This window comes from Ochrobactrum sp. WV_118_8 (genome assembly GCF_039631535.1).
GTDB lineage: Bacteria > Pseudomonadota > Alphaproteobacteria > Rhizobiales > Rhizobiaceae > Brucella > Brucella anthropi.
In genome coordinates, this window is sequence record NZ_JBDIUZ010000002.1 from 474,839 (window position 1) to 494,950 (window position 20,112).

The following is a 20,112-nucleotide window of genomic DNA, read 5'->3' on the forward strand; positions in this document are numbered from 1 at the left end:
AACCGGTCGTCGTTGATGGAAGCCTCCTCGCCTCCGACCTGTTTCTTAGACCTGCCCGATCACCACCGCAATAGGATGCCCGTCCCGACCAGTACACATTGTTGCTACCTCACTTGGATCGGGTTCGCTCAATCGACGGAAATGTTCTACCTGCTTGTTTTAGCGCACAACTTATCGGAAAACCGCTTCACACTTTGTAGAAACGCCTAACCTCTTGGAGAATGACCATGACAAACAGCACACCGCCCTATTTTCTGGAGGATACGGACGAAAGCGAAATCTCTTCCGATGTCGCAGGCATCGGCAATTTTCTGGTGACCACCCATATCCCCATCCGGGCAGACGGTTCCATGGAAACCGGCGACATAACAGTCCAAAGCGAATGCACGCTGAACAGCCTCAAAGCATCGCTCGAAAAGGCTGGCAGCAGTCTGGCGAATGTCATTCACCTGACGATCTATCTGACTGACATCAATGAACGCCCCGCCTTCAACGAAGTTTATCTGCGCTTTTTCAAAAAGCCTTTTCCGGTTCGTTGCGCGGTCGGCGTCGCCGGGCTCGCCACGCCTGAAATGCGGGTCGAAGTCACGGCAATGGCCGTGCGCAATCAATAACTTACGAAGCGGACGATCAGACGGTTTCGTTCAGCATATCCGGGCGTCGCGCACGAGCGACCCCGAGCTCAAGCAGGCTTCAGCGCACATTCTGCAAGAATTGCATATCATCATGCGCTAATTTCATAACCTACTTCTTTGGGCTGCCTAGCCGTTGCTTCCGGGTTTATGCAATGCTCATGCATCAAACCAGAGGAGGGGTTCGATAAAATGAAAAAAATCATAACAATAATGGGTATCGCAGGCGCTATTCTGGCTACCGGATTCTCTGCCTATGCGGGAGAGACGCTGGATCGCGTCATGGAAAAAAAGGCCATGGTTGTCGCGACCAATGCTGGCTGGCCGCCCCAGAGCTTTCTGGATGATTCCAACAAGTTGGTAGGCTTTGACGTGGACGTGGCCAACGAGATCGGCAAGCGTCTTGGCGTCACCGTTTCCTTCGAAACGCCAGACTGGGCAACATTGACAGGTGGTCGTTGGCAGGGTCGTTATGACGTTGGCGTCGGATCGGTCACGCCAACCAAAGCCCGCGCTAACGTCATCGATTTTGCTGGCATCTACTACTACAGCCCCTATGTCTATGTCGTTCATAAGGACAGCGCGGCAAAATCTGTCGCCGACCTCAAAGGCAAAATCATCGGTGTCGAGACTGCAACAACTTCCGAAGATTACGCTCGTCGGCAATTGGAAATCGATGCCCCCGGCCTTCCCCCGATTGAATACAAGCTCGAACCAGGCGAAATTCGCACTTTCGCAGATTCCATGCTGCCATTCGACGATCTGAGACTGGGTGATGGCGTCCGCATCGATGCAATCATCGCTCCAGAGCAAACGGCACAGAACGCCATCAAGAATGGCTATCCCGTAAAGATTATCGAAGGTGAATACGCTTTCCGTGAGCCGTTGGTGGTTATTGCCGAAAAAAACGATCCAGACTGGACAGCCAAGATTGGCGAAATCATCAAGCAGATGAAGTCTGACGGTACTTTGGCGACACTCACTGCAAAGTGGTACGGCAAAGACTACAGCGCCGACTGATATTACCCTTACATCAATATTGAAATGAGCCATCGTGACGATGGCTCATCCGATATGCTTTTCCTGGTGTTGCGATGACTTATCCGGCCACTTATTACAGCCAAACAAAGGCGGACGATTTCGCGCGTCCAACGCTTGAACGCGAAACAACAGCAGATGTCGCAGTGATTGGCGGCGGACTTGCAGGCTTGTCGGCCGCGTTGCAGATATCGCGAGCTGGCAAGAAAGTCGTTGTCCTGGAGGCTGAAAGCATCGGCTTTGGCGCATCCGGACGCAATGGTGGATTTGTCAGCCCCGGCTTCGCGTCCGGTGGCGATGACATTGCTGCCGGCGCTGGCAAGACGATTGCCAAAACACTTCATGAATTGTCGATTGAAGGCGTCGAATTTGTTCGACAGAACATTGACACGCTGAAGATTGAAGAAGCCCAACTCATTCCCGGCATTATGAGCGTGCGCCGGTATGACGACGGCGAAAGCCTGAAACATTATGCCGAAGCGCTTCAACGCGATTATGGCTACAGAATAGATTTTCACCCAACGGCTGAAACGCGCAATATTCTGAATTCCAAACGCTATTTTCAATCCGTCTACGACCCTAATGCATTTCATATCCATCCGCTGAACTACTTGCGGGCGCTCGGTTGCGAGATAGAGCGGCTCGGCGGACGGATATTCGAGAACAGCCGCGTACTCCAATTGCTCGACCACAATGATGGCAAGCTTATAAAAACAGCCCGCGGGCAGGTCAAAGCGGGCAAAATACTGATCACCACAGGTGGCTACACCGATGGGCTCGTCAGCCAGATCAGACGGGCCTATCTGCCCATTGCCACCTATGTGATGGTGAGCGAAGAAGCGCCCGAACTGATCGCGTCGGCGATCCGCACCACGGCCGCGATTGGTGATAACCGTCGTGCCGGTGACTACTACCGTGTAATCGATGGTGGTCGCAGGCTTTTATGGGGCGGACGCATCACGACGAGAGCAGCCGATACGCCCGGCGTAGTCCGTGAATTGCGCAACGAAATGGTTGGAACCTACCCTCAGCTTGCTTCACTGAAGACAGAGTTGGCATGGTCGGGCCTGATGTCCTACGCCAGACACTTGATGCCCCAGATCGGTCAATTGGACCGCGCTACATGGTACTGCACAGCCTTCGGGGGGCACGGGCTGAACACAACCGCGATCGGCGGAAAGATCGTGGCCGAAGCCATTTGCGGACAGAGTGACCGCTACAAACTCTTCGAAAAATTCGGGCTGGTCTGGGCCGGAGGCGCCGCAGGTCTCGCAGCCGCCCAGCTAACCTATTGGAAACTGCAGATGCAGGATTGGCTTGCGGAGCGAAAGGCAAGCTGACAGGGGAGAGAACATGCTCGGGAGGTTTTTTCTGACGCGGCCCGAGGCCGCTAAACGTACTGTCCAGATAGCGTTCTTTGTTATCCTGACAGCACTCTTCTGTTTCATGAATATCCGGTTCTCCGGCATAACAAACTGGCTTGGCATCGACCCGAAAGTCGCAAAAGCCGGCTTCACCAAGGCGACGCTAATCTCCTCGATACTGCTTAGCATCGTCATCTTCGCGAATTGGAGTTTCCTGAGACTTTTTCCGCGTTGGGCGCAGATCACGGCAATATGGCTGGAACTGTTCCTGCTGCTGATGATCTTCTTCTATTCATTCGATCTCTCATTTGATTTTATCGCAAGAAAGATCGGATTTCTGATCAGCCAGGGTGTCGTCACGACGCTTTATATTTCCGCAGCCTCGATATTCTTCGCAACCATTCTGGCTCTGATCGGTGCGGTGGCCAAGCTTTCTAAGAATGGCCTCATCTACGGTCTGGCAACGTTCTACACTTCGCTTTTTCGTGGCCTGCCATTGTTGATGCAGATCTACATTATCTACCTTGGACTGCCGCAGGTGGGCTATGTCATCGGACCTATTCCCGCCGGCATTCTGGCGCTGTCCTTATGCTACGGCGCCTATATGACGGAAATCTTCCGCGCAGGCATCGAGAGCATTCCCCGCGGGCAGCAGGAGGGCGCATATGCGTTGGGCCTTGGGCCCTCGCAAACCATGTGGCTGGTCACCCTTCCTCAAGCGATGCGCATCATTATTCCGCCAACCGGCAACCAGTTCATCGCGATGCTCAAGGACTCGTCCCTGGTCTCCGTCATCGGCGTTTGGGAACTCATGTATCTTGCCCGCACCCAAGGTCAGACCGAGTTCCGGCACATCGAAATGCTCATCACCGCATCGATGATCTATTGGGCCCTGTCCATCGTTCTGGAATATGGTCAGGCCAAACTCGAAGCTCGCTTCAAGCGTTCCATCGCGCGTTAAGCGCGATGGAAATCCACTTCTCATTGAGTCGCCCGATAAGGGGGACATGCTGATAAATGACAAGCAGAGCGACCATGGACAAGCGTCACGAAATTCTGTTCGAGCCGATCAAGATTGGCCCTGTTACGACGAAGAACCGCTTTTATCAGGTTCCGCATTGTAGCGGCATGGGTCATCGTTATCCCGAGCACGATCTGCGGCTGCGTGAAATGAAAGCGGAGGGCGGCTGGGGTGTCGTTTCCACACAGGAAACCGAAATCCATCCGACGTCAGATATCACGCCATCCAATCAGGGCCGCATATGGGACGAAAAAGACGCCGACCGTCTCCAGAAGCTGACTGAGGCCGTACACCAGCATGGTAGTCTCGCTGCAATCCAGCTTGTGCATAATGGTATCCACGTCTCCAACCGTTTGACCAGACTGGCGCCGCTCGGTCCCATGGACATGATTGTCGATGTGGAGGACCCAGTTCAGGCAAGAGCCATGGACAAGGCCGATATCGCCCGGTTTCGCAAATGGCATCGCGATGCCGCACTTCGCGCCAAACGGGCCGGTTTCGATATTATTTATGTCTATGCAGGTCACGACATGACCTTGCTGCAGCATTTTCTGCTGCAGCGCTACAATACCCGCACGGATGAATATGGCGGGTCGTTCGAAAACCGCTTGCGATTGTTCCGCGAGGTTCTGGCCGATACGCGCGATGCTGTCGGCGACAAATGCGCGATCGCAGTCCGCTTTGCGGTTGAGGAGTTTCTGGGCGACCAGGGCATCCAGTACAATGGTGAAGGTCGGGACGTCATTGCCGCTCTCGCCGATGAACCCGATCTTTGGGATGTAAACCTGTCCGGCTGGTCCAACGACAGCCAGACGTCGCGCTTTTCGCAGGAGGGCTTTCAGGAGCCTTACATCTCATTTGTAAAATCACTCACCAGCAAACCGGTCGTGGGTGTTGGTCGCTATACCTCACCGGATACCATGGTACAGGCCATCCGCTCCGGTGTTCTGGACCTCATCGGCGCAGCCCGTCCGTCAATCGCCGATCCATTTCTGCCCGAGAAAATCCAGAGCGGTCGCATCGACGACATTCGCGAATGCATTGGCTGCAATATATGCACGGCCAGCGACAACACCGTTGCACCATTGCGATGCACGCAAAACCCGACGATTGGCGAAGAAGCGCGCAAGGACTGGCATCCGGAGAAAATCAGCAGGCTGCAGGCCACCGAGAAAGTTTTGGTGGTCGGCGGAGGACCAGCCGGTCTGGAAGCCGCTCGCGCCATGGCCGAGCGCGGTGCAGAAGTCATCATAGCCGAAAAGCATACCCATTGGGGTGGGCGCGTCACGGAGGAAGCTGCCCTCCCCGGACTGGCAAGCTGGGCGCGTGTTCGCGATTGGCGCATGATGCAATTGCAGCGCGCGACCAATGTGGAGATGTATCTCGACAGCCAACTCGATGCCGACGAGATTCTGACTTACGGAATCCCGCATGTGGTGCTGGCCACCGGAGCGCACTGGCGCGCGGATGCAGTCGGTCGCTCGCATCGGCAACCTCTGGAAACACTGGAAGGACGCACGCTGAGCGTCGACGCTATCCTGAAAGACAAAACATCGCTCGATGCGTGCCGCGGACCTCTGGTGATATTTGATGATGATCGCTACTACCTCGGATCAGTTCTGGCCGAGTTGGCCGTGAGCCGCGGTATTGATACGACATTGGTCACGCCAGCGCCGATCGTGGCTCCCTGGACGGAACACACGCTTGAACAATCAAAAATTCAAACAAGATTGATAGAGCTGGGTGTCAGGATAATCCCGCTGCATAAGCTCGCAAGACAAACATCGGACAGTCTGTCGGTCGCATGTGTCTATTCCGGCAGGGAAACCGAGATTCCATGCAGCACACTGGTACCAGTGACCAGCCGCCATCCCAACAACACGCTGCAAGCTGCTTTGGAAGCCCGCAAAAATGACTGGCAAGATGCGGGCGTGATATCCGTCACGGCGATTGGCGACTGTTACGCACCATCTATCATCGCGGCTGCGGTCTATAGCGGCCATTATTACGCCCGTAATTTTGGCGCACAGGCCCCGGAAAATATGGATATGTATCGATAAAGACCCATCCGGTCGGCCAGCGTTCTGTTGATAGGCGAGGCTCGAACAGGTGTAACGGCGCAGGCGTTCGGACCGTCAAACAGCAGCTATCAACGGGTGGCTCCTGTGACCTTTAGTCTGGACGAACCAAGAGCTTGAATCTGACTCACCATGGCATGCGATTGGTCTCGCATCGCCGATGGTGTCATGCCGAAGTGCTGGCGAAACACCCGATTGAAATAGGAAAGATCGCCAAAGCCAACCTCGTAAGCAATTGAACTGATCGAGCGATTGTTATGTCGTGAAACACGCAGTCGGGCCATATCCAGTCGACGCTCAAGCACGTAACGGGAGAACGTCGTATTCTCAGCCTGAAAAAGCTTTTGGACCTGACGGGCAGTAACGCCAAACCTTGCGGTAACCGTACCAAGATCGAAGGTTGCATCCGACAGACCAGTCTCGATGAAAGCTTTGATCTGCGAAAGGTTCAGACCTGAGCGATGTTTACGGTGATCGTCCCGGAGAAACTCCAGAACCATTGGCAACACCTGTCGGAAGTGCGCCGCGATCATCTCGGCTTCGCCGGGCGCGTGCGTGCCTCGCATAAGCAGATAGGCACCATGCGTAATAAGGAGCTTTAATGGTGGATAGGCCTTCGGTATTGGGCGCATCAAAAAGTTTTTCACGGCCTGTTTTGAGACCGGAAAATAGCTCACAGGCAAACGTCCACAATCGACACGTCCGCCTTCAGGGAGCCACCATTCATACGCCTTGTCCGGCGACAGAAAAACTACGTCGCCCGGCAACAGGTTCAATGTCTCACCGGATTGTCGGATGCGAAGCGCTCCTTCCATGCTTCGCACCATAAGCAATTGATCGGCCGAGCATCCGCCTTTACCCCGGATCAATATCTCGCAACTCGGAAAATAGCAGGTCATGATCCGGAGCGGATCTACCGAGCAGTAAATACCCCGGACAGCACCCTGTGCAGTTGCGCCCACGACCAGCGAGACATCTCCCACAATCTCAGTGAGCGCCGAAGCACAGAGTTTGCAGTCGGTTTCATTCCCGATATCGGCAATATGAAAGTGCTGCGGAACTATCGTTTCGATCTGCTTAGACGGAATCATGATGCATCCTTGCAACACGGGTAAATGACCAACGGTCAGTTCGTCCTGGTCCTATCAATTTTCGCCAGAAACCAAGCCGAACGCACAGGCCACCCTATAAAGTTGAGAATAATAATCTAGTTTAAACGACTTTCGCGGAGACGGCCAGTCCTGTCTCCGTCGAATGAAGGCGGGACGACAAAAGGAGACCTTCATGGATCACCCTCATGACCGGGCACCATGTCCTTTGCGTCCAGGGGCGACTGTAACAGATTGATGGAAAACCGACGCCACGGATTGGCCATCCATCGGATTCCATTGACTATTCTCACTTGGGGAAAAACATGAACAGGCAATTCATAGTTCTGCTGCTCTCAGGCTGCGGATTTACGACGGCAGCGTTTGCACAGGAAACTGCAGGCAACGACGCAGGGGTTACGCGGCTGGACCAGATTATCATCACCGCCGGACGCAATGAGAGCTCAATTGCCGCTGTTGCTCAATCCGTTCAGGTGATTGATCGGGAACAAGTCGAAGAAGCGATGCGAATCTCGCCGAATGCCAGCGACTTGATTTCGCGCCTGGTTCCCGGTTTCGCACCAAGCAACCAGACCATATCCGGCGCGTCGGAAACATTTCGTGGTCGCAGCGTTCTGATCATGGTGGACGGTGTGCCCCGCAACACGCCACTGCGCGACCTGTCACGCATCCTGTCGATGATCGATCTCAATTCTGTTGAACGCATTGAGGTCGTGAACGGAGCTTCAAGCCTCTACGGTGCCGGCGGGACAGGCGGAACGATCAATTTCATCACCAAGCGGGGCACCAGCGATAAGCCGACCGTCACGGTACGCACCGGCCTTTCCGGCTACACGGAAAACCTTGGCAAATCGACCGCGCCGGAAACGAGCATCTCCATTGAGGGTCGAAAAGACAAGCTCGACTATTACTTCTCCGGAACCGGCGATTGGACCCGCCGCACCTATAACGGACATGGCAATGAAATGCCATCCGACGCCATGCTTGGACAAGGTGGCGGCGACAGGACGGTCAACGGCAATTTCTTCGGTGTCGTAGGCTATGAAAGCGGTCCGCGCCGGTTTGAAGTCAGCTTTGACTGGACCTACGCCAAGCAGAAGCCGGAATGGTTCACCGACTACACGACGAACCCGGTTTCACCGAGATTCGGTTCAGCCTACACCGGCGAACCGCTTCGCGAGGATTCCAAGTATCTGACTGCAAAATATACCGATCAGGATTTTGCACTCGGCAATCTTGAAGTGAAGGCTTTCTATAACAAGATCTTCAAACAGTCCCCGTTCACCGAACTTTCGGCTGTGAACACTCAGGTCTATTATTCGGGAAATCCCCGACAGCCGACCGCATGGTTCAACCAGTCGAAATATGACTTCGACCGGACAGGCGTGAACATGACCATCACGACACCGATGGATTTCATCACCAATGGCAGCAAGCTGACCTGGGGTGTGGATTACGCTTACGACAAGGTGGCGCAGACACTGCTGAACGACGAAGATGCTATCGCCCCGATGACGCAGAATTCCATCGCGGCTTTTGCGCAGGCCGAAGTTCCCGTCACGGAACGGTTCCGTTTGCAGGGCGGCGCGCGTTTCGATCAGTTCTACCTCGATGTGAATGATTTCACGCGGCCTACAGCAGTTGCCTGGCCTGCGCGGTCACTGGCGAATATCTATCCGGCGATCAGCGTTCTTGGTGGTTCGTTTGACTACAACGCATGGACCTTTAACGCTGGAGCCGTGTACGACGTCACGGAAGAGGTGCAGGCCTTCGGTAATTTCTCGCAAGGCTACAGCCTAACGGATATTGGCGCATTTACACGCCGCGCGGGTGTCAATTCACTTGCAGAAATCTGTGATGCCTACGGCTCGATAGCTGCCATCTATGGCTGCCGCGGCACGCCTGACTACACGATCAGCTATGCCGACATCGCGCCAAAGCCTCAGCTGGTCAACACTTATGAAGTGGGTCTGCGCGGCGATTGGGGCGATCTTCGCAGCACGGTGAGCAGCTATATTTCCACCTCCAAGGATGGTGTGAACTATGATATCGCGGCAAACCGCGTAAGCCAGCAGAAGGAACGTATCTGGGGCGTGGAGGCACGAGCCGACTACGACATCAATTCGATGTTCACCATCGGCGGTCTGGTTGCCTATCAGGAAGGCAAATATGACGCCAACCGGGATGGCAGCATCGGTTCGGACGAATACCTTCCCAATAACCGTATTCCAACCACATGGAAGGGGCTTGCCTATACCACAGTGTCGTTCGAAGGCGGGTACAAGGTCCGGGGGGAAGTTGAATATTTCTCGGGTCGCGACCGTATCAAGGGTCAGCAGATAGACGACGCTACATTGGTGAATATGGCGTTCTCGAAAACCTTCGAGAACGGCAGCGAAGCAAGCCTCGCCGTCCGCAACGTCTTCGACACCTATTATATCAACCCCACGGCAACAGCCACGCGTAACGCACCTGTAGCAGGGCTGGGGCGCAGCGTTTTCCTTTCCTATAAAGTGACGTTCTAAGGCAGAGCCGGGCGATGAAGATGCTTTTCAGCACCACGGCCTGCCTGGCAGGCCAACACTCTCACAAGGGCAATCGATGATGACGATTGCCCCCTCTTCCATCGTCGCCCGCCCCTCATCACGGACACGGTTGTTCTGTGTCCTTGCGGGGCTCTATCTGGCTCAGGGCATTCCGACCTATCTGTTTGCTGCCGCCCTGCCTCCCATCTTGCGGGAACAGGATGTGTCACGCACCGCTATCGGCATGTTTTCCATTCTGCTTCTGCCCATGGTCCTGAAGTTTGTATGGGCACCTTTGGTCGACCGCTTCAGGCCATGGGCACGTTCTCACCGGGCTGGCTGGGTCGTGCTTACGCAAAGCGGGATCATCGCGGCCATAGTGTGCCTCATCCCGCTAGGTCCGGATAATGTCACCGGAATTTTCATTGTCGGCTTCATTGCATCGCTTTTGCTCGCCACACAGGACATCGCAACCGATGGCTATGCTGCAAAATATCTCGACGAGGCAGACAGACCTCTCGGCAACGCCATCCAGGGTGGTGCGGTTGCATTCGGCGTGCTGATCGGCGGAACGCTGGGACTGGTTCTTTATCACCATGCAGGCTGGGCGATCATGCTTGGCACGATCGCATTTCTTTCGCTCATTCCTTTGATCGCCGCCTTATCGATGCGGGAAAACGACCCCGCACCTTTGCTCGACGGGCGGGCTCTTTCACGTCCCTCGATCATGCATTTCCTACGCCGCGCCGAAGCACGGCAGATTCTGTGGATTGCACTGATCTATCGGGCAAGCGAAGGGCTGATGAAAGCCATGGAGGGACCCTATCTGGTGGATGCGGGCGTTCCGCTCGACGTGATCGGCTATCTGTCAGGTGCCGCCGCCGCAACCGCAGGCATTGCCGGTTCTGCCATCGCCGCCGTTCTTCTTCGTCGCAATGGTGTCGCCGCAGTGCTTCGGCTTCTGGGGAGCTTGAGAACAATCTGCTTCCTGCTGTTCACCCTGCATGCGTTCGGCGTACTGGGTGGAATCTGGCCGCTTTACGGGGCATCGGCATTTCAGACGATCATCCGGTACATGGAGATCGTTGCGCTCTACAGCCTTTTCATGAGCGTCACATCGCCCGATCAGCCTGGAACTGATTTTACGATCCTCGCCTGCGCACAGATTGTTGTCTATCTGGCTGGTTCTATGGTTTCAGGCATCCTTGCAGATCGTCTGGGCTACGGCCCTCTCTTCGCTCTGGCCGCAGTGCTTTCGGGGCTGGCCGTTCTCGCCACAATTAGGATGCTCAAGACACTACCGAGGACAGGCGTTGATGCCATTGGCAGGCGGCCGTCATGATCCAGCATCCCTCTTGTTCTTCATGTATCTCGGGCCTTCATCGAGAAGGCGAGAAGCGCTGCCATGCCAGCAAGGATCGCGCTGACAAAAAGCGGTGCCTGCGCAGAGACTGTAAAAAGATAGCCGCCGGAGATCGCGCCCGCTCCCTGGCCAAGTACGTGAGCACTTGCAAGCCAACCAGCCGCAGCCCCCTGTTCTCCCTGTTCCATCCGTCCGGTGAGCCATCCAAGATAGTTGGGCGTGGCAATCGCCATTCCTACTCCGGCCACCACCAGTCCGCAGAGATTCACATATGCGAGGGGTACCGCCACGAGCAGGACACCAGCAGCCAGCAGAACTGTACCGAGGATAACGCAGGTTCTATTGTCGAGCCGCAACCGGGGAATGACCAGTATCTGCGTTGCGATCATCGCAAGCGCCACGATGATCAGCGTGATCCCCGCAGCAGCGGTCGCCTCGGCCGGACCGACGGCAAGATGCAGTTGCAGCAGCGGTCCGAGGATCATCTGAACATGTCCGAAGGACATCGTGACCAGAAATCCAAGTCCGAGGAATGGCAGCAGGCGTCCGTCGAGTGGAGAAAGATATGCCCGACTATCGGAACGCGGACCAGCTTTGCCGACAGTGTCGTTTGCAGCAGGCGCCAGCAGGAGACTGAGCGGACTTGCAACGAGCAGCATAAGTGGCAGAAGCGGCATGACACTGGCGGTCACCGCCGCAGCCGAACCCAGAATGCGGCCAATGCTGAGCCCGGCGCTGAGCCGTGCCAAGGCAACGGTGCGCTCCTTTTGCGGCAACAATCCGGAAATCCAGGCTTGAGCAATCGGCATAATTCCAGCGGATGCCGCCCCATAGACGAGGCGCGATATTACGAGCAAACCGAGAGCCGGCACATAGGGCAGTGGACCCGCCATCATCAGCGCCAGAAAGATGAGTTGCGCCAGCAGAAGTACGACCCCCAGCCAATACAGAGCGCGACGCGCTCCAATTCGAGCGCCGAGCATTCCACACAAGGGAGCGCTGGCAACGAAGGCCACGGCACCAAGCCCCGCTGTAAGACCGATCTCACCTGTTTGCAGACCCGTCGCAGTCGCGATGAGAGGGACAAGCGCAATGAATGCTGTCTGATTAAAACCGATAGTCGAAACGGCAACCGAAAGACGAGAAGACATTTTAAGCGCCGTATCATCGAAACCCATGGAAATCACCGCATGTTTAATTTTCGATATCGGTAGCAATGTCTGCATAGTATGTAAATAAAAAATAATAACTATTTCGGAGAAGCGAAATGAACAGAGTAATTAATACAAATTACTTCGCTATATCGGAAAGTATATTCATAAATTCTCTGAAACGAGAATGGAAAAATTGGGAAATAGTGGATGGACCCCCATCACCTGCTGGAGGCACAACAAAAAAATACTTACTTCTGAAGCTTCCGGCATCAGATATCGAGGTCAGGGTGCCTGTGACTTTCTGGTCGCTCGCCGGATATCATTGCTTCGGCGCGCCTATGTGGAAATCCAATGGCGACCGGTTGGAACCTATAAGTTTGCCAGAACTCGCGCTCCTGCTTCTCAAAGAAAATGAGATCGGCGGCAGCGTTTCACCCAATGCGAAACTACTCTTCCAGCAAAGAGTGCTGGACAGCACGCGCTCAATTACCGACCTCCTCCGGGAAACCGCCGATGAACGACCTTTTGTTGAATCAGACCCTGATTTCATCACGGCCGAAAAAGCGTTGCGGTTCGGTCATGCGGTACATCCGTTTCCACGCAGCCGGGATGAATTCACCGATGAAGACAACCGCCGTTTCGGCCCGGAATATGGCAATGCCTTTGCTTTGCGGTGGTGGGCTGTCGAACCAGAACTGCTGGCACAGGGAGCGGCTGATGGCTTCGACGTTGCCGAAGCTATCGTATCCATTGCGTCGGATTCTCGACTGATTGAAAAAGCGGCCGGGCGACCGCTCATTCCGTTGCACCCATGGCAGGCGTCTCGCCTGTCGCTACGCCCGGATATCCAGCAACTGGAGCGTCAGGGCAAGATAACCGATCTTGGCAGCGGCGGCCCTGACTGGCGTGCGACCAGCTCGTTGCGCGCCATATATTCCCGCGAGAGCGACTGGATGCTCAAGTTCTCGCTCAGTCTCCGGCTCACCAATTCGCGTCGCGTCGTAGAACCAAGCGAATGCCTGCGGGGCATCAACGTCCATCGGCTCATAACGGGAACGATTGGCGAGGCTCTAAAAAAACGCTTTCCAGATTTTCACATCATGGGTGAACCCGGCTGGATATCCCTGCGTTTGCCGGACGGCTCCATCGACAATGAAACAATTACAGTTTTCCGGGAGAATCCGTTTCGCGGAGAGCAGCAACCGCACGCGGCCGTCCTTGCAGCGCTTTGCGAACGTCACCCGGATGGAAATGGCAGCCATGTCGCAGACCTCATACGCCGGATCGCCGCGTCGGAGGGAGCCCCAGAGACTGATGTAGCGAAGCGCTGGTTCGAACGCTTTCTGGATGTTGCCATTGCGCCCTTCATGATTGCCCAAGGCGATTACGGCCTGCTTTTTGGCGCTCATCAGCAGAATCTCGTCCTTGGCCTCCAGGACGGTTGGCCGAATGCGCTCTATTTCCGTGATTGCCAGGGGACAGGTTACGTCCGCTCGTTCTTGCCGTTTCTGCGCGAACATCTGCCTGAGGCAGGTGCTGCTACCGACCATGTCTTCGGCAGTGACGAAGCTGCTCAACTGATTGGATACTATCTGTTCATCAACGGCGTTTTCGCACTTATTGCCGCGCTGGGCTCGGCGCGTTTCATTGATGAAAATGAACTTTTTGCGGCCCTGCAACGCTTTCTGGAACGGCTACACAAGCAGCCCGTGCGGGACAAGACCGCACTGGATTATCTCCTTCACAGCCCCACTCTGGTCGCCAAGGGAAATTTCATGATCTCGGCTGGAAACGTCAATGAAAACACCGACGTGACCGATCCCCTCGCCTCTTACATCCAGTTTCCCAACCCTCTTTCGACACGGTGAAGCCATGAATGTTCAAACGAAGAGCAGTGACTATCAGCGCCTTTCGCCACACACGGAAATAGGTGGTGAATTATCCTGGCATTATTGCGCGACGAATTCCGAGCGGCTTGCGGCAAGGCTGGACAAGAGTGGACGTATATTCCTGTTCGGAGAAGCCGGAGCGTTTCGCGCCGAAGCAAGCCTCATCTTCGACCGGCAGACAATCGCACTGCAAGATGTGAGGCTCGATCCTTTGCATAGCGATGCGGCCATGCTGCTTGCTGCCGTGTTGGATGCCGTCTTTCTGCGTTTTCCCGACATTGCGGCTTTGACACTACCACCAGCCAGCGAACTTGCTCCAGTCAGCGCCTTGGCTCTGCGGGAAGTCGAAGGTTTGACCGTAGTGGATCGCTGTGTGTTACGCCAGTTGCCGTTGCTGTGGCGCAAACATGCTGCCCATATGCCTTATCCCAGCATCCGATCGGCACTCGGTCCCGCTGACCGGCTGCCATTGCTTCGTCCTCCCCGTCCATCCGGCATATTTTACGAACGCTGGATACCTGATCTGAACAAGACTGTTTCCTTCCGCCCCATCGATCGTCGTACGGATCTGGACTTGTTCTACGACTGGATGAATCAGGGACGCGTCTCCTTTTTCTGGGAGCTGGCGCAAAGTCCAGAGGCACTTGAGACCTACCTCGCAGATCAGGAGCAGGACCCGCATATCTTTGGCGTCATCGCGAATTTTGATAACGAGCCGACCGGCTATTTCGAATTCTATTGGGCACGTGAAGACCGTCTCGGTCCACATTATGAAAGCGAAGACTTTGATCGCGGCTGGCATGGCCTGATTGGCAATCCCCGGCACCTCGGCCGCCCCAAAACGCTCGCGCTTTTCCGCTCGGTCACCCACTATCTTTTCCTTGACGAGCCTCGAACGCAACGCATCGTTGGCGAGCCACGGGCATCCCACCAGAAGATGCTCAGCTATTGCGCAGACGTGGCCTATGACAAGGTGAAGGAATTCGATTTTCCTCACAAGCGCGCCGCTCTGGTGTGTTGTGAACGGGACCGCTTCTTCAAGGAGGTGCCGTTATGAACCGTCAACCAGTCTCCGGGGCTCTTCTTGGCCCGCTTCCGGGCCGCAAAGCGGTTGACGACGAGATATGGGGAATAGTGAACCGAACAGCTATTGCCAAAGCCATCTCGGAACTGTCGTATGAGGAAGGCTTTGCGCCTGTCGCCTTGAACAAGGCTGAAACGATGTGGACGCTGACGCTTGGCGATGCTGTTTCCTATCGTTTTGAAGCACGCCGTCGCATCTGGGGACAGCTGCATATCGATCCGAAAAGCCTCGTGCGGGCGACATCGACAGAAGAAGCTGTGGCAAATGACGCAGTCGGCTTCCTCGCCGAGGCGCGTGATGTTCTGGACATTTCACCAGCCACTTTCTGCACGTATGCAAAGGAGCTTTACAACACGCTGATGGCGGACGCCCGTATCGTGGCACGCCGTGCCGCTTTCGATGCAAGCGAGCTGGCTGGCCTGTCCGACACGGAACTGCAAACACTCCTCGACGGTCATCCCAAGGCGCCGGCAAACAAGGGACGGCTGGGTTGGGGATTGCAGGATAGCGAAACCTACGCACCGGAATTCGATGCACCGATCCAGCTTTTCTGGCTCGCCGCCGCGCGCAACCATTGTCAGCTTGCACTTGCACATGATCTTACAGAGCCTGCGTTGCTAGCCGAATGCCTCGGCACAGGAGAACGACACAATCTGCTTGCTGCGATGAGTGACGCGGGCATTAGCCTTGACACGCATATGCTGCTGCCCGTCCATCCCTGGCAATGGCAATCGATGATTGTCAGCCAATATGCCAGTGAGATTGCTGCCGGACGACTTGTGCCGCTCGGTTGTTTCGGCGATGCCTACATTGCGCAACAGTCCCTGCGGACACTTGCCAATCAGGTTCGCGTGCGCGCGCTTCATGTCAAATTGCCGCTCACCGTCCTGAATACGTCTGCCTGGCGTGGCGTTCCCGGAAAATATATGCGGATCGGACCGGCGCTGTCTCACTGGCTCGCGGAAACAGCCAAGAGTGATCCGGCGCTGAAAAATGTCCGGATTCTGCAGGAAGTCGCCGGTGCGTTTTACCCTCATCCGCACTTCGCAACACTGAAAGGCGCGCCCTATCAGTTCTGCGAGATGCTGGGGACCATCTGGCGGGAGAGTCCGGAAAAGCACTTGCCGCACGGTTGGCGCCCCATGATGATGGGAGCACTGGCGCAGTCTGATAATGCGGGGCGTCCTGTTATAAGCGCCCTGATCGAACGATCCGGCCTGTCCCATGATCAATGGCTCGAACGTCTCTTCGAGGCAATCGCGGTCCCGCTCTACCATTTCTTATGCTGCTATGGAGTTGGCTTCATTGCGCATGGCCAGAATATCACGCTTCTTCTGGACGGCGACATTCCTGCCGGTGTGGCGATCAAGGATTTTCAAGGTGACACCGATCTGATTGACCAAGAGTTTCCGGAGCTGGCAACACTCCCCGCAGATGTAAAGGCGACGTTGAAACGTCGACCGGCGCCCCATCTGCAGCAACATCTCCAGACAGGACATTTTGCGAGCGTACTACGGTTTCTTTCCGAAGCACTGGTCGCTCACGATAGCTATCCCGAATTATCGTTCTACACACGCCTCTCAGCCCGGTTGAGGTTTTATCAGCAAAGCCATCCGGAACTGGCCGAGCGATATAAAATTTTTGATCTGTTTCTTCCGAAAATACCGCGCATAGCGATTAATCGCGTTCGTCTTGCGATCGGTTATGGCGACACCAATGAGCGGCCTGTTCCCGCTCTTGGTACCGAGTTGAACAATCCTCTTTACCTCGCGGAAATGGCGTCTTTCTCCTCCCAGAGGGCGCAAACTTATATCAATGAAGGAGTTTCAGTATGACACATTCCATTCTTGATCTGTGCGGAATTGGCGTTGGTCCATTCAATCTCAGTCTGGCGGCGCAGCTGGATTCAATCAACGGCGTAAATGTCCAATTTTTTGATCGCAAACCCAAATTCGACTGGCACCCGGGCATGATGCTGCCCGGCGCCGAACTCCAGACCTCCTTCATGAAGGATCTGGTGACAGCCACTAATCCGACGAGCCCGTGGACATTTGCAGCCTATCTGGTCGCCCATAAACGGTTCTATGAGTTTCTCAACGCTGACTACGACGCCATCCCTCGCAAGGAGTTTGCGCGGTATCTGTCTTGGGCTGCAAGGAATATTCCGAGCCTGAACTTTGGTCAGAATATCCGCGAGATCACTTTTAGCGGCAATCATTTCCAGCTGGCCTTCGATAATGAGGTCCGAACGGCCCGCAATCTGTCCCTCGGTGTGGGGTTGAAACCCTATGTACCTGAATGGGCCAGATCGGTGATTGGCGATCGTGCATTCCATTCAAGCGAAGCCGTACAGAAACTGGACACGCTGAAAGGCAAGAGGATTGTAGTTATCGGCGGAGGGCAAAGCGGCGCGGAGATATTCCAGCATCTGCTGGAACGCAGAGATTCCGACAACGAGATCAGCTGGATCAGCAGGCGACCGAACTTTCAGCCGCTTGATGACTCACCGTTCACCGACGAGCATTTCACCCCGCAATACGTGGCCGAGTTTCATCAGCTTGCCGAGCCGCGACGGCACGCGATCGTCGAGCATCAAAAGCTCGCAAGTGACGGTATTTCTGCGTCGACAATCAGGGCCATATATCGGCGTCTCTACGAACAGCGTCATCTGGACGGCAATGCACTACGGGCGACCTTGCTTCCATACCGGGAAGTTCTTGACCTCAAGCAGGATGGCGCAAGCCTGTCGATCGTGATGCGCAACGGTTTCGATGGCACGATCGAGATGCTCAGCACCGATCATCTGATCTTTGCCACGGGCTACAAATTTTCACTACCTGAATGCCTCTCTGCAATCCAGGATCGACTATCGGCTGTAGAGGGCAGGTCTTTGCGTGTCGGCGCAGATTTTGCTCTCGACTGGAACGGGCCTGCTGACCGCCGGATTTTTGTACTCAACGCAGGCAGGCTTTGCCATGGCATCGCGGAACCACAATTGAGCCTGATGGCTTGGAGAAGCGCTGTCATCACAAATGCGCTTCTAAAACGCGCGCATTTCGATCTGGAATTTCCCGATACCGCTTTCCGCTGGACGTCAGGCAACCTTGATTTGAACCGCTCGGCATCCGGAATATCTTGAAGCCACACTCATCAGCCTAACCCGCGCCAACACATCCACCGGGGTTACACCATGCAGCTCCGGTGGATTGAGAATTACGCTAGCATCTAGCTGCCCACCCTTGGGGTTATGAGCGCGCTGCGGTGCGTGCGTATAGAACTCGCTTCCGTGCATCGATATTAAGTCGAACGGTCTTGACCTTGCCCCCAAGTTTTATCCAGTTTTGAGTTCGCTCCAGCGGTTTTGGGTTGCTGTATTTGGGGCGGTAGCGACGGGTTGCGGTGCGGAGCCATTTCGGCTGCGCAGCACCGCATCACGTCGCGGGTTGATGGTCTGAGCGAACTCGGCAGGTGTCAGCCAGCCGAGGCCAGAATGTGGACGGTGATCGTTGTAATCGCCGCGCCAGTTTGAAAGCGCTGATCGAGCATGGGTCAGTGACGAGAAGAGGGTTTCATTCAAGAACTCGTCTCGCAGCCGTCCATTGAAGCTTTCGATGAAAGCGTTCTGAATGGGTTTGCCAGGCGCAATGTAGTGCCAATCCACCTTAGTCTTGTCCGTCCATTGCAGGATCGCGTTGCTGGTGAACTCGCTGCCGTTGTCACTGACGATCATTTTCGGTTTGCCGCGCTCCTCGATGATCCGGTCAAGCTCGCGGGCAACGCGCAGACCGGAAAGCGATGTATCGGCGACGAGTGCCAGGCATTCCCTGGTGCAATCGTCGACGACCGTCAGAATCCGGAACCTGCGTCCATCGGTGAGTTGATCCGACACGAAGTCCAGTGACCAACGATCATTGGCCGTCATCGGAACCAGCATCGGTGCTCGTGTGCCGATCGCTCGCTTGCGACCGCCGCGCTTGCGCACCATCAGCTTTTCCTCCCGATAGAGCCGGAAGAGCCTCTTGTGGTTCACAAGGTGCCCCTCGCGTCTGAGTAGGACATGAATGCGTCGGTAGCCAAAGCGGCGGCGTTCATGCGCCAACGCCTTCATTCGCTCGCGAAGGTCATGGTCGTCGATGCGGCTGCTTTCGTAACGAACTGTCATCCGGCAAACACCGATAGCTTTACACGCCCGCCGTTCGCTCATCCGATGTTGGTTCATCAGATGCGCGATAGCGTTCCGCTGGGCTGCGGGCGTCACCACTTCTTTCCCAAAAGGTCTTTCAACGCGGCGTTGTCGAGCATCGCATCCGCCAGAAGCCGCTTCAGTTTCGTGTTCTCGTCCTCCAGCGTCTTCAGTCGCTTGGCCTCAGACACGTCCATCCCGCCGAACTTGGCCTTCCATTTATAGATGCTCGCATCGCTGACACCGTGTTTGCGGCAAAGCTCCGAGACAGGCGTGCCCGCCTCGTGCTCCTTCAGGATGCCAATGATCTGTTCGTCTGTGAAACGGTTGCGCTTCATTCTCTGGTCCTCTCAATGGGCCAGAGCTTACTTCAAAATGGATTATTTCAACGGGGCAAGGTCACGCTGGATCGTTTCTTTTTGCTGCCCACCCTTGGGGTTATGAGCGCGCTGCGGTGCGTGCGTATAGAACTCGCTTCCGTGCATCGATATTAGGTCGAACGGTCTTCTGGGAGAAGCCGGAGCCAGTTCGCAAAGATACGAACATCGGTTATGCTTGAGAGATTTCGTGTATTTTTGTGGGAATTTGGTTGCGGGGGCACGCAACCATCTCAACTTGCATTTCCTATCGACCTGCCTACGCGTGCTGGAACAGATGGCGGCCGGTAACCAT

14 protein-coding genes are annotated in these 20,112 nt (G+C 55.3%); 11 read left to right on the forward strand and 3 right to left on the reverse strand.

The window, feature by feature from the left end; all coding sequences use genetic code 11:
* Positions 1–227: 227 nt before the first annotated feature.
* The 5 genes from ABDF71_RS16325 (at position 228) to ABDF71_RS16345 (ending at position 6,115) form a co-directional block, all read left to right on the forward strand.
* The gene (locus tag ABDF71_RS16325) at positions 228–614 is read left to right on the forward strand and encodes a RidA family protein (protein ID WP_010658478.1); all 387 of its coding nucleotides are present in this window, start codon (positions 228–230) and stop codon (positions 612–614) included.
* A 210-nt stretch (positions 615–824) separates the two neighbouring features.
* A complete protein-coding gene (locus tag ABDF71_RS16330) occupies positions 825–1,652 on the forward strand; it encodes a transporter substrate-binding domain-containing protein (RefSeq protein WP_012092708.1) in 828 nt (275 codons plus the stop codon).
* Positions 1,653–1,726: 74 nt separating this feature from the next.
* Complete coding sequence (locus ABDF71_RS16335) at positions 1,727–3,010, forward strand: NAD(P)/FAD-dependent oxidoreductase (protein ID WP_258124420.1); 1,284 nt, start codon at positions 1,727–1,729, stop codon at positions 3,008–3,010.
* 13 nt (positions 3,011–3,023) lie between these two features.
* Positions 3,024–3,995 carry an amino acid ABC transporter permease gene (locus ABDF71_RS16340; RefSeq protein ID WP_010658475.1) on the forward strand — a complete coding sequence of 324 codons (972 nt, stop codon included), beginning with the start codon at positions 3,024–3,026 and terminating at the stop codon, positions 3,993–3,995.
* 56 nt (positions 3,996–4,051) lie between these two features.
* Complete coding sequence (locus tag ABDF71_RS16345; protein WP_258124421.1) at positions 4,052–6,115, forward strand: oxidoreductase; 2,064 nt, start codon at positions 4,052–4,054, stop codon at positions 6,113–6,115.
* 89 nt (positions 6,116–6,204) lie between these two features.
* Here the strand turns inward: ABDF71_RS16345 and ABDF71_RS16350 are convergent, their stop codons facing one another.
* Positions 6,205–7,224, reverse strand: a complete 1,020-nt coding sequence (locus ABDF71_RS16350; protein WP_010658473.1) for a helix-turn-helix transcriptional regulator — start codon at positions 7,222–7,224, stop codon at positions 6,205–6,207.
* 323 nt (positions 7,225–7,547) lie between these two features.
* Here ABDF71_RS16350 and ABDF71_RS16355 point away from each other — a divergent pair, with 323 nt between their 5' ends.
* Positions 7,548–9,767, forward strand: a complete 2,220-nt coding sequence (locus tag ABDF71_RS16355; protein ID WP_258124423.1) for a TonB-dependent receptor — start codon at positions 7,548–7,550, stop codon at positions 9,765–9,767.
* Positions 9,768–9,843: 76 nt separating this feature from the next.
* On the forward strand, positions 9,844–11,109 hold the full coding sequence (locus ABDF71_RS16360) for an MFS transporter (protein ID WP_258124424.1): 1,266 nt from the start codon (positions 9,844–9,846) through the stop codon (positions 11,107–11,109).
* 20 nt (positions 11,110–11,129) lie between these two features.
* Here ABDF71_RS16360 and ABDF71_RS16365 read toward each other — a convergent pair whose 3' ends face one another.
* Complete coding sequence (locus tag ABDF71_RS16365) at positions 11,130–12,281, reverse strand: MFS transporter (RefSeq protein ID WP_258124425.1); 1,152 nt, start codon at positions 12,279–12,281, stop codon at positions 11,130–11,132.
* 290 nt (positions 12,282–12,571) lie between these two features.
* On the opposite strand from ABDF71_RS16365, the gene ABDF71_RS16370 reads away from it, so the two are divergent.
* Genes ABDF71_RS16370 through ABDF71_RS16385 form a run of 4 tightly spaced genes read left to right on the forward strand, consistent with a single transcriptional unit; the run spans position 12,572 to position 18,396 of the window.
* Positions 12,572–14,152 carry an IucA/IucC family protein gene (locus ABDF71_RS16370; RefSeq protein WP_500061686.1) on the forward strand — a complete coding sequence of 527 codons (1,581 nt, stop codon included), beginning with the start codon at positions 12,572–12,574 and terminating at the stop codon, positions 14,150–14,152.
* A gap of 4 nt (positions 14,153–14,156) precedes the next feature.
* Complete coding sequence (locus ABDF71_RS16375; protein WP_036586577.1) at positions 14,157–15,230, forward strand: GNAT family N-acetyltransferase; 1,074 nt, start codon at positions 14,157–14,159, stop codon at positions 15,228–15,230.
* A complete protein-coding gene (locus ABDF71_RS16380; protein WP_036586578.1) occupies positions 15,227–17,092 on the forward strand; it encodes an IucA/IucC family protein in 1,866 nt (621 codons plus the stop codon). Before ABDF71_RS16375 ends, ABDF71_RS16380 begins: the two co-directional genes overlap by 4 nt.
* Positions 17,089–18,396: a lysine N(6)-hydroxylase/L-ornithine N(5)-oxygenase family protein gene (locus ABDF71_RS16385; RefSeq protein WP_258124427.1), complete on the forward strand. Its 1,308-nt coding sequence runs from the start codon at positions 17,089–17,091 to the stop codon at positions 18,394–18,396. Before ABDF71_RS16380 ends, ABDF71_RS16385 begins: the two co-directional genes overlap by 4 nt.
* 192 nt (positions 18,397–18,588) lie before the next feature.
* Here ABDF71_RS16385 and ABDF71_RS16390 read toward each other — a convergent pair.
* A protein-coding gene (locus ABDF71_RS16390; protein ID WP_182506152.1) for an IS3 family transposase occupies positions 18,589–19,778 on the reverse strand; the annotation gives its coding sequence in 2 pieces (ribosomal slippage) (positions 18,589–19,529 and positions 19,529–19,778; 1,191 coding nt in all).
* Positions 19,779–20,112 lie beyond the last annotated feature (334 nt).

What these genes read in the sequence shown, in the direction of transcription:
- ABDF71_RS16365 (WP_258124425.1), bottom strand. Translation starts at nt 12,281, where the DNA reads ATGTCTTCTCGTCTTTCGGTTGCCGTTTCGACTATCGGTTTTAATCAG.
- ABDF71_RS16355 (WP_258124423.1), top strand. Translation starts at nt 7,548, where the DNA reads ATGAACAGGCAATTCATAGTTCTGCTGCTCTCAGGCTGCGGATTTACG.
- ABDF71_RS16380 (WP_036586578.1), top strand. Translation starts at nt 15,227, where the DNA reads ATGAACCGTCAACCAGTCTCCGGGGCTCTTCTTGGCCCGCTTCCGGGC.
- ABDF71_RS16340 (WP_010658475.1), top strand. Translation starts at nt 3,024, where the DNA reads ATGCTCGGGAGGTTTTTTCTGACGCGGCCCGAGGCCGCTAAACGTACT.
- ABDF71_RS16375 (WP_036586577.1), top strand. Translation starts at nt 14,157, where the DNA reads ATGAATGTTCAAACGAAGAGCAGTGACTATCAGCGCCTTTCGCCACAC.
- ABDF71_RS16325 (WP_010658478.1), top strand. Translation starts at nt 228, where the DNA reads ATGACAAACAGCACACCGCCCTATTTTCTGGAGGATACGGACGAAAGC.
- ABDF71_RS16350 (WP_010658473.1), bottom strand. Translation starts at nt 7,224, where the DNA reads ATGATTCCGTCTAAGCAGATCGAAACGATAGTTCCGCAGCACTTTCAT.
- ABDF71_RS16330 (WP_012092708.1), top strand. Translation starts at nt 825, where the DNA reads ATGAAAAAAATCATAACAATAATGGGTATCGCAGGCGCTATTCTGGCT.
- ABDF71_RS16385 (WP_258124427.1), top strand. Translation starts at nt 17,089, where the DNA reads ATGACACATTCCATTCTTGATCTGTGCGGAATTGGCGTTGGTCCATTC.
- ABDF71_RS16360 (WP_258124424.1), top strand. Translation starts at nt 9,844, where the DNA reads ATGATGACGATTGCCCCCTCTTCCATCGTCGCCCGCCCCTCATCACGG.
- ABDF71_RS16345 (WP_258124421.1), top strand. Translation starts at nt 4,052, where the DNA reads ATGACAAGCAGAGCGACCATGGACAAGCGTCACGAAATTCTGTTCGAG.
- ABDF71_RS16335 (WP_258124420.1), top strand. Translation starts at nt 1,727, where the DNA reads ATGACTTATCCGGCCACTTATTACAGCCAAACAAAGGCGGACGATTTC.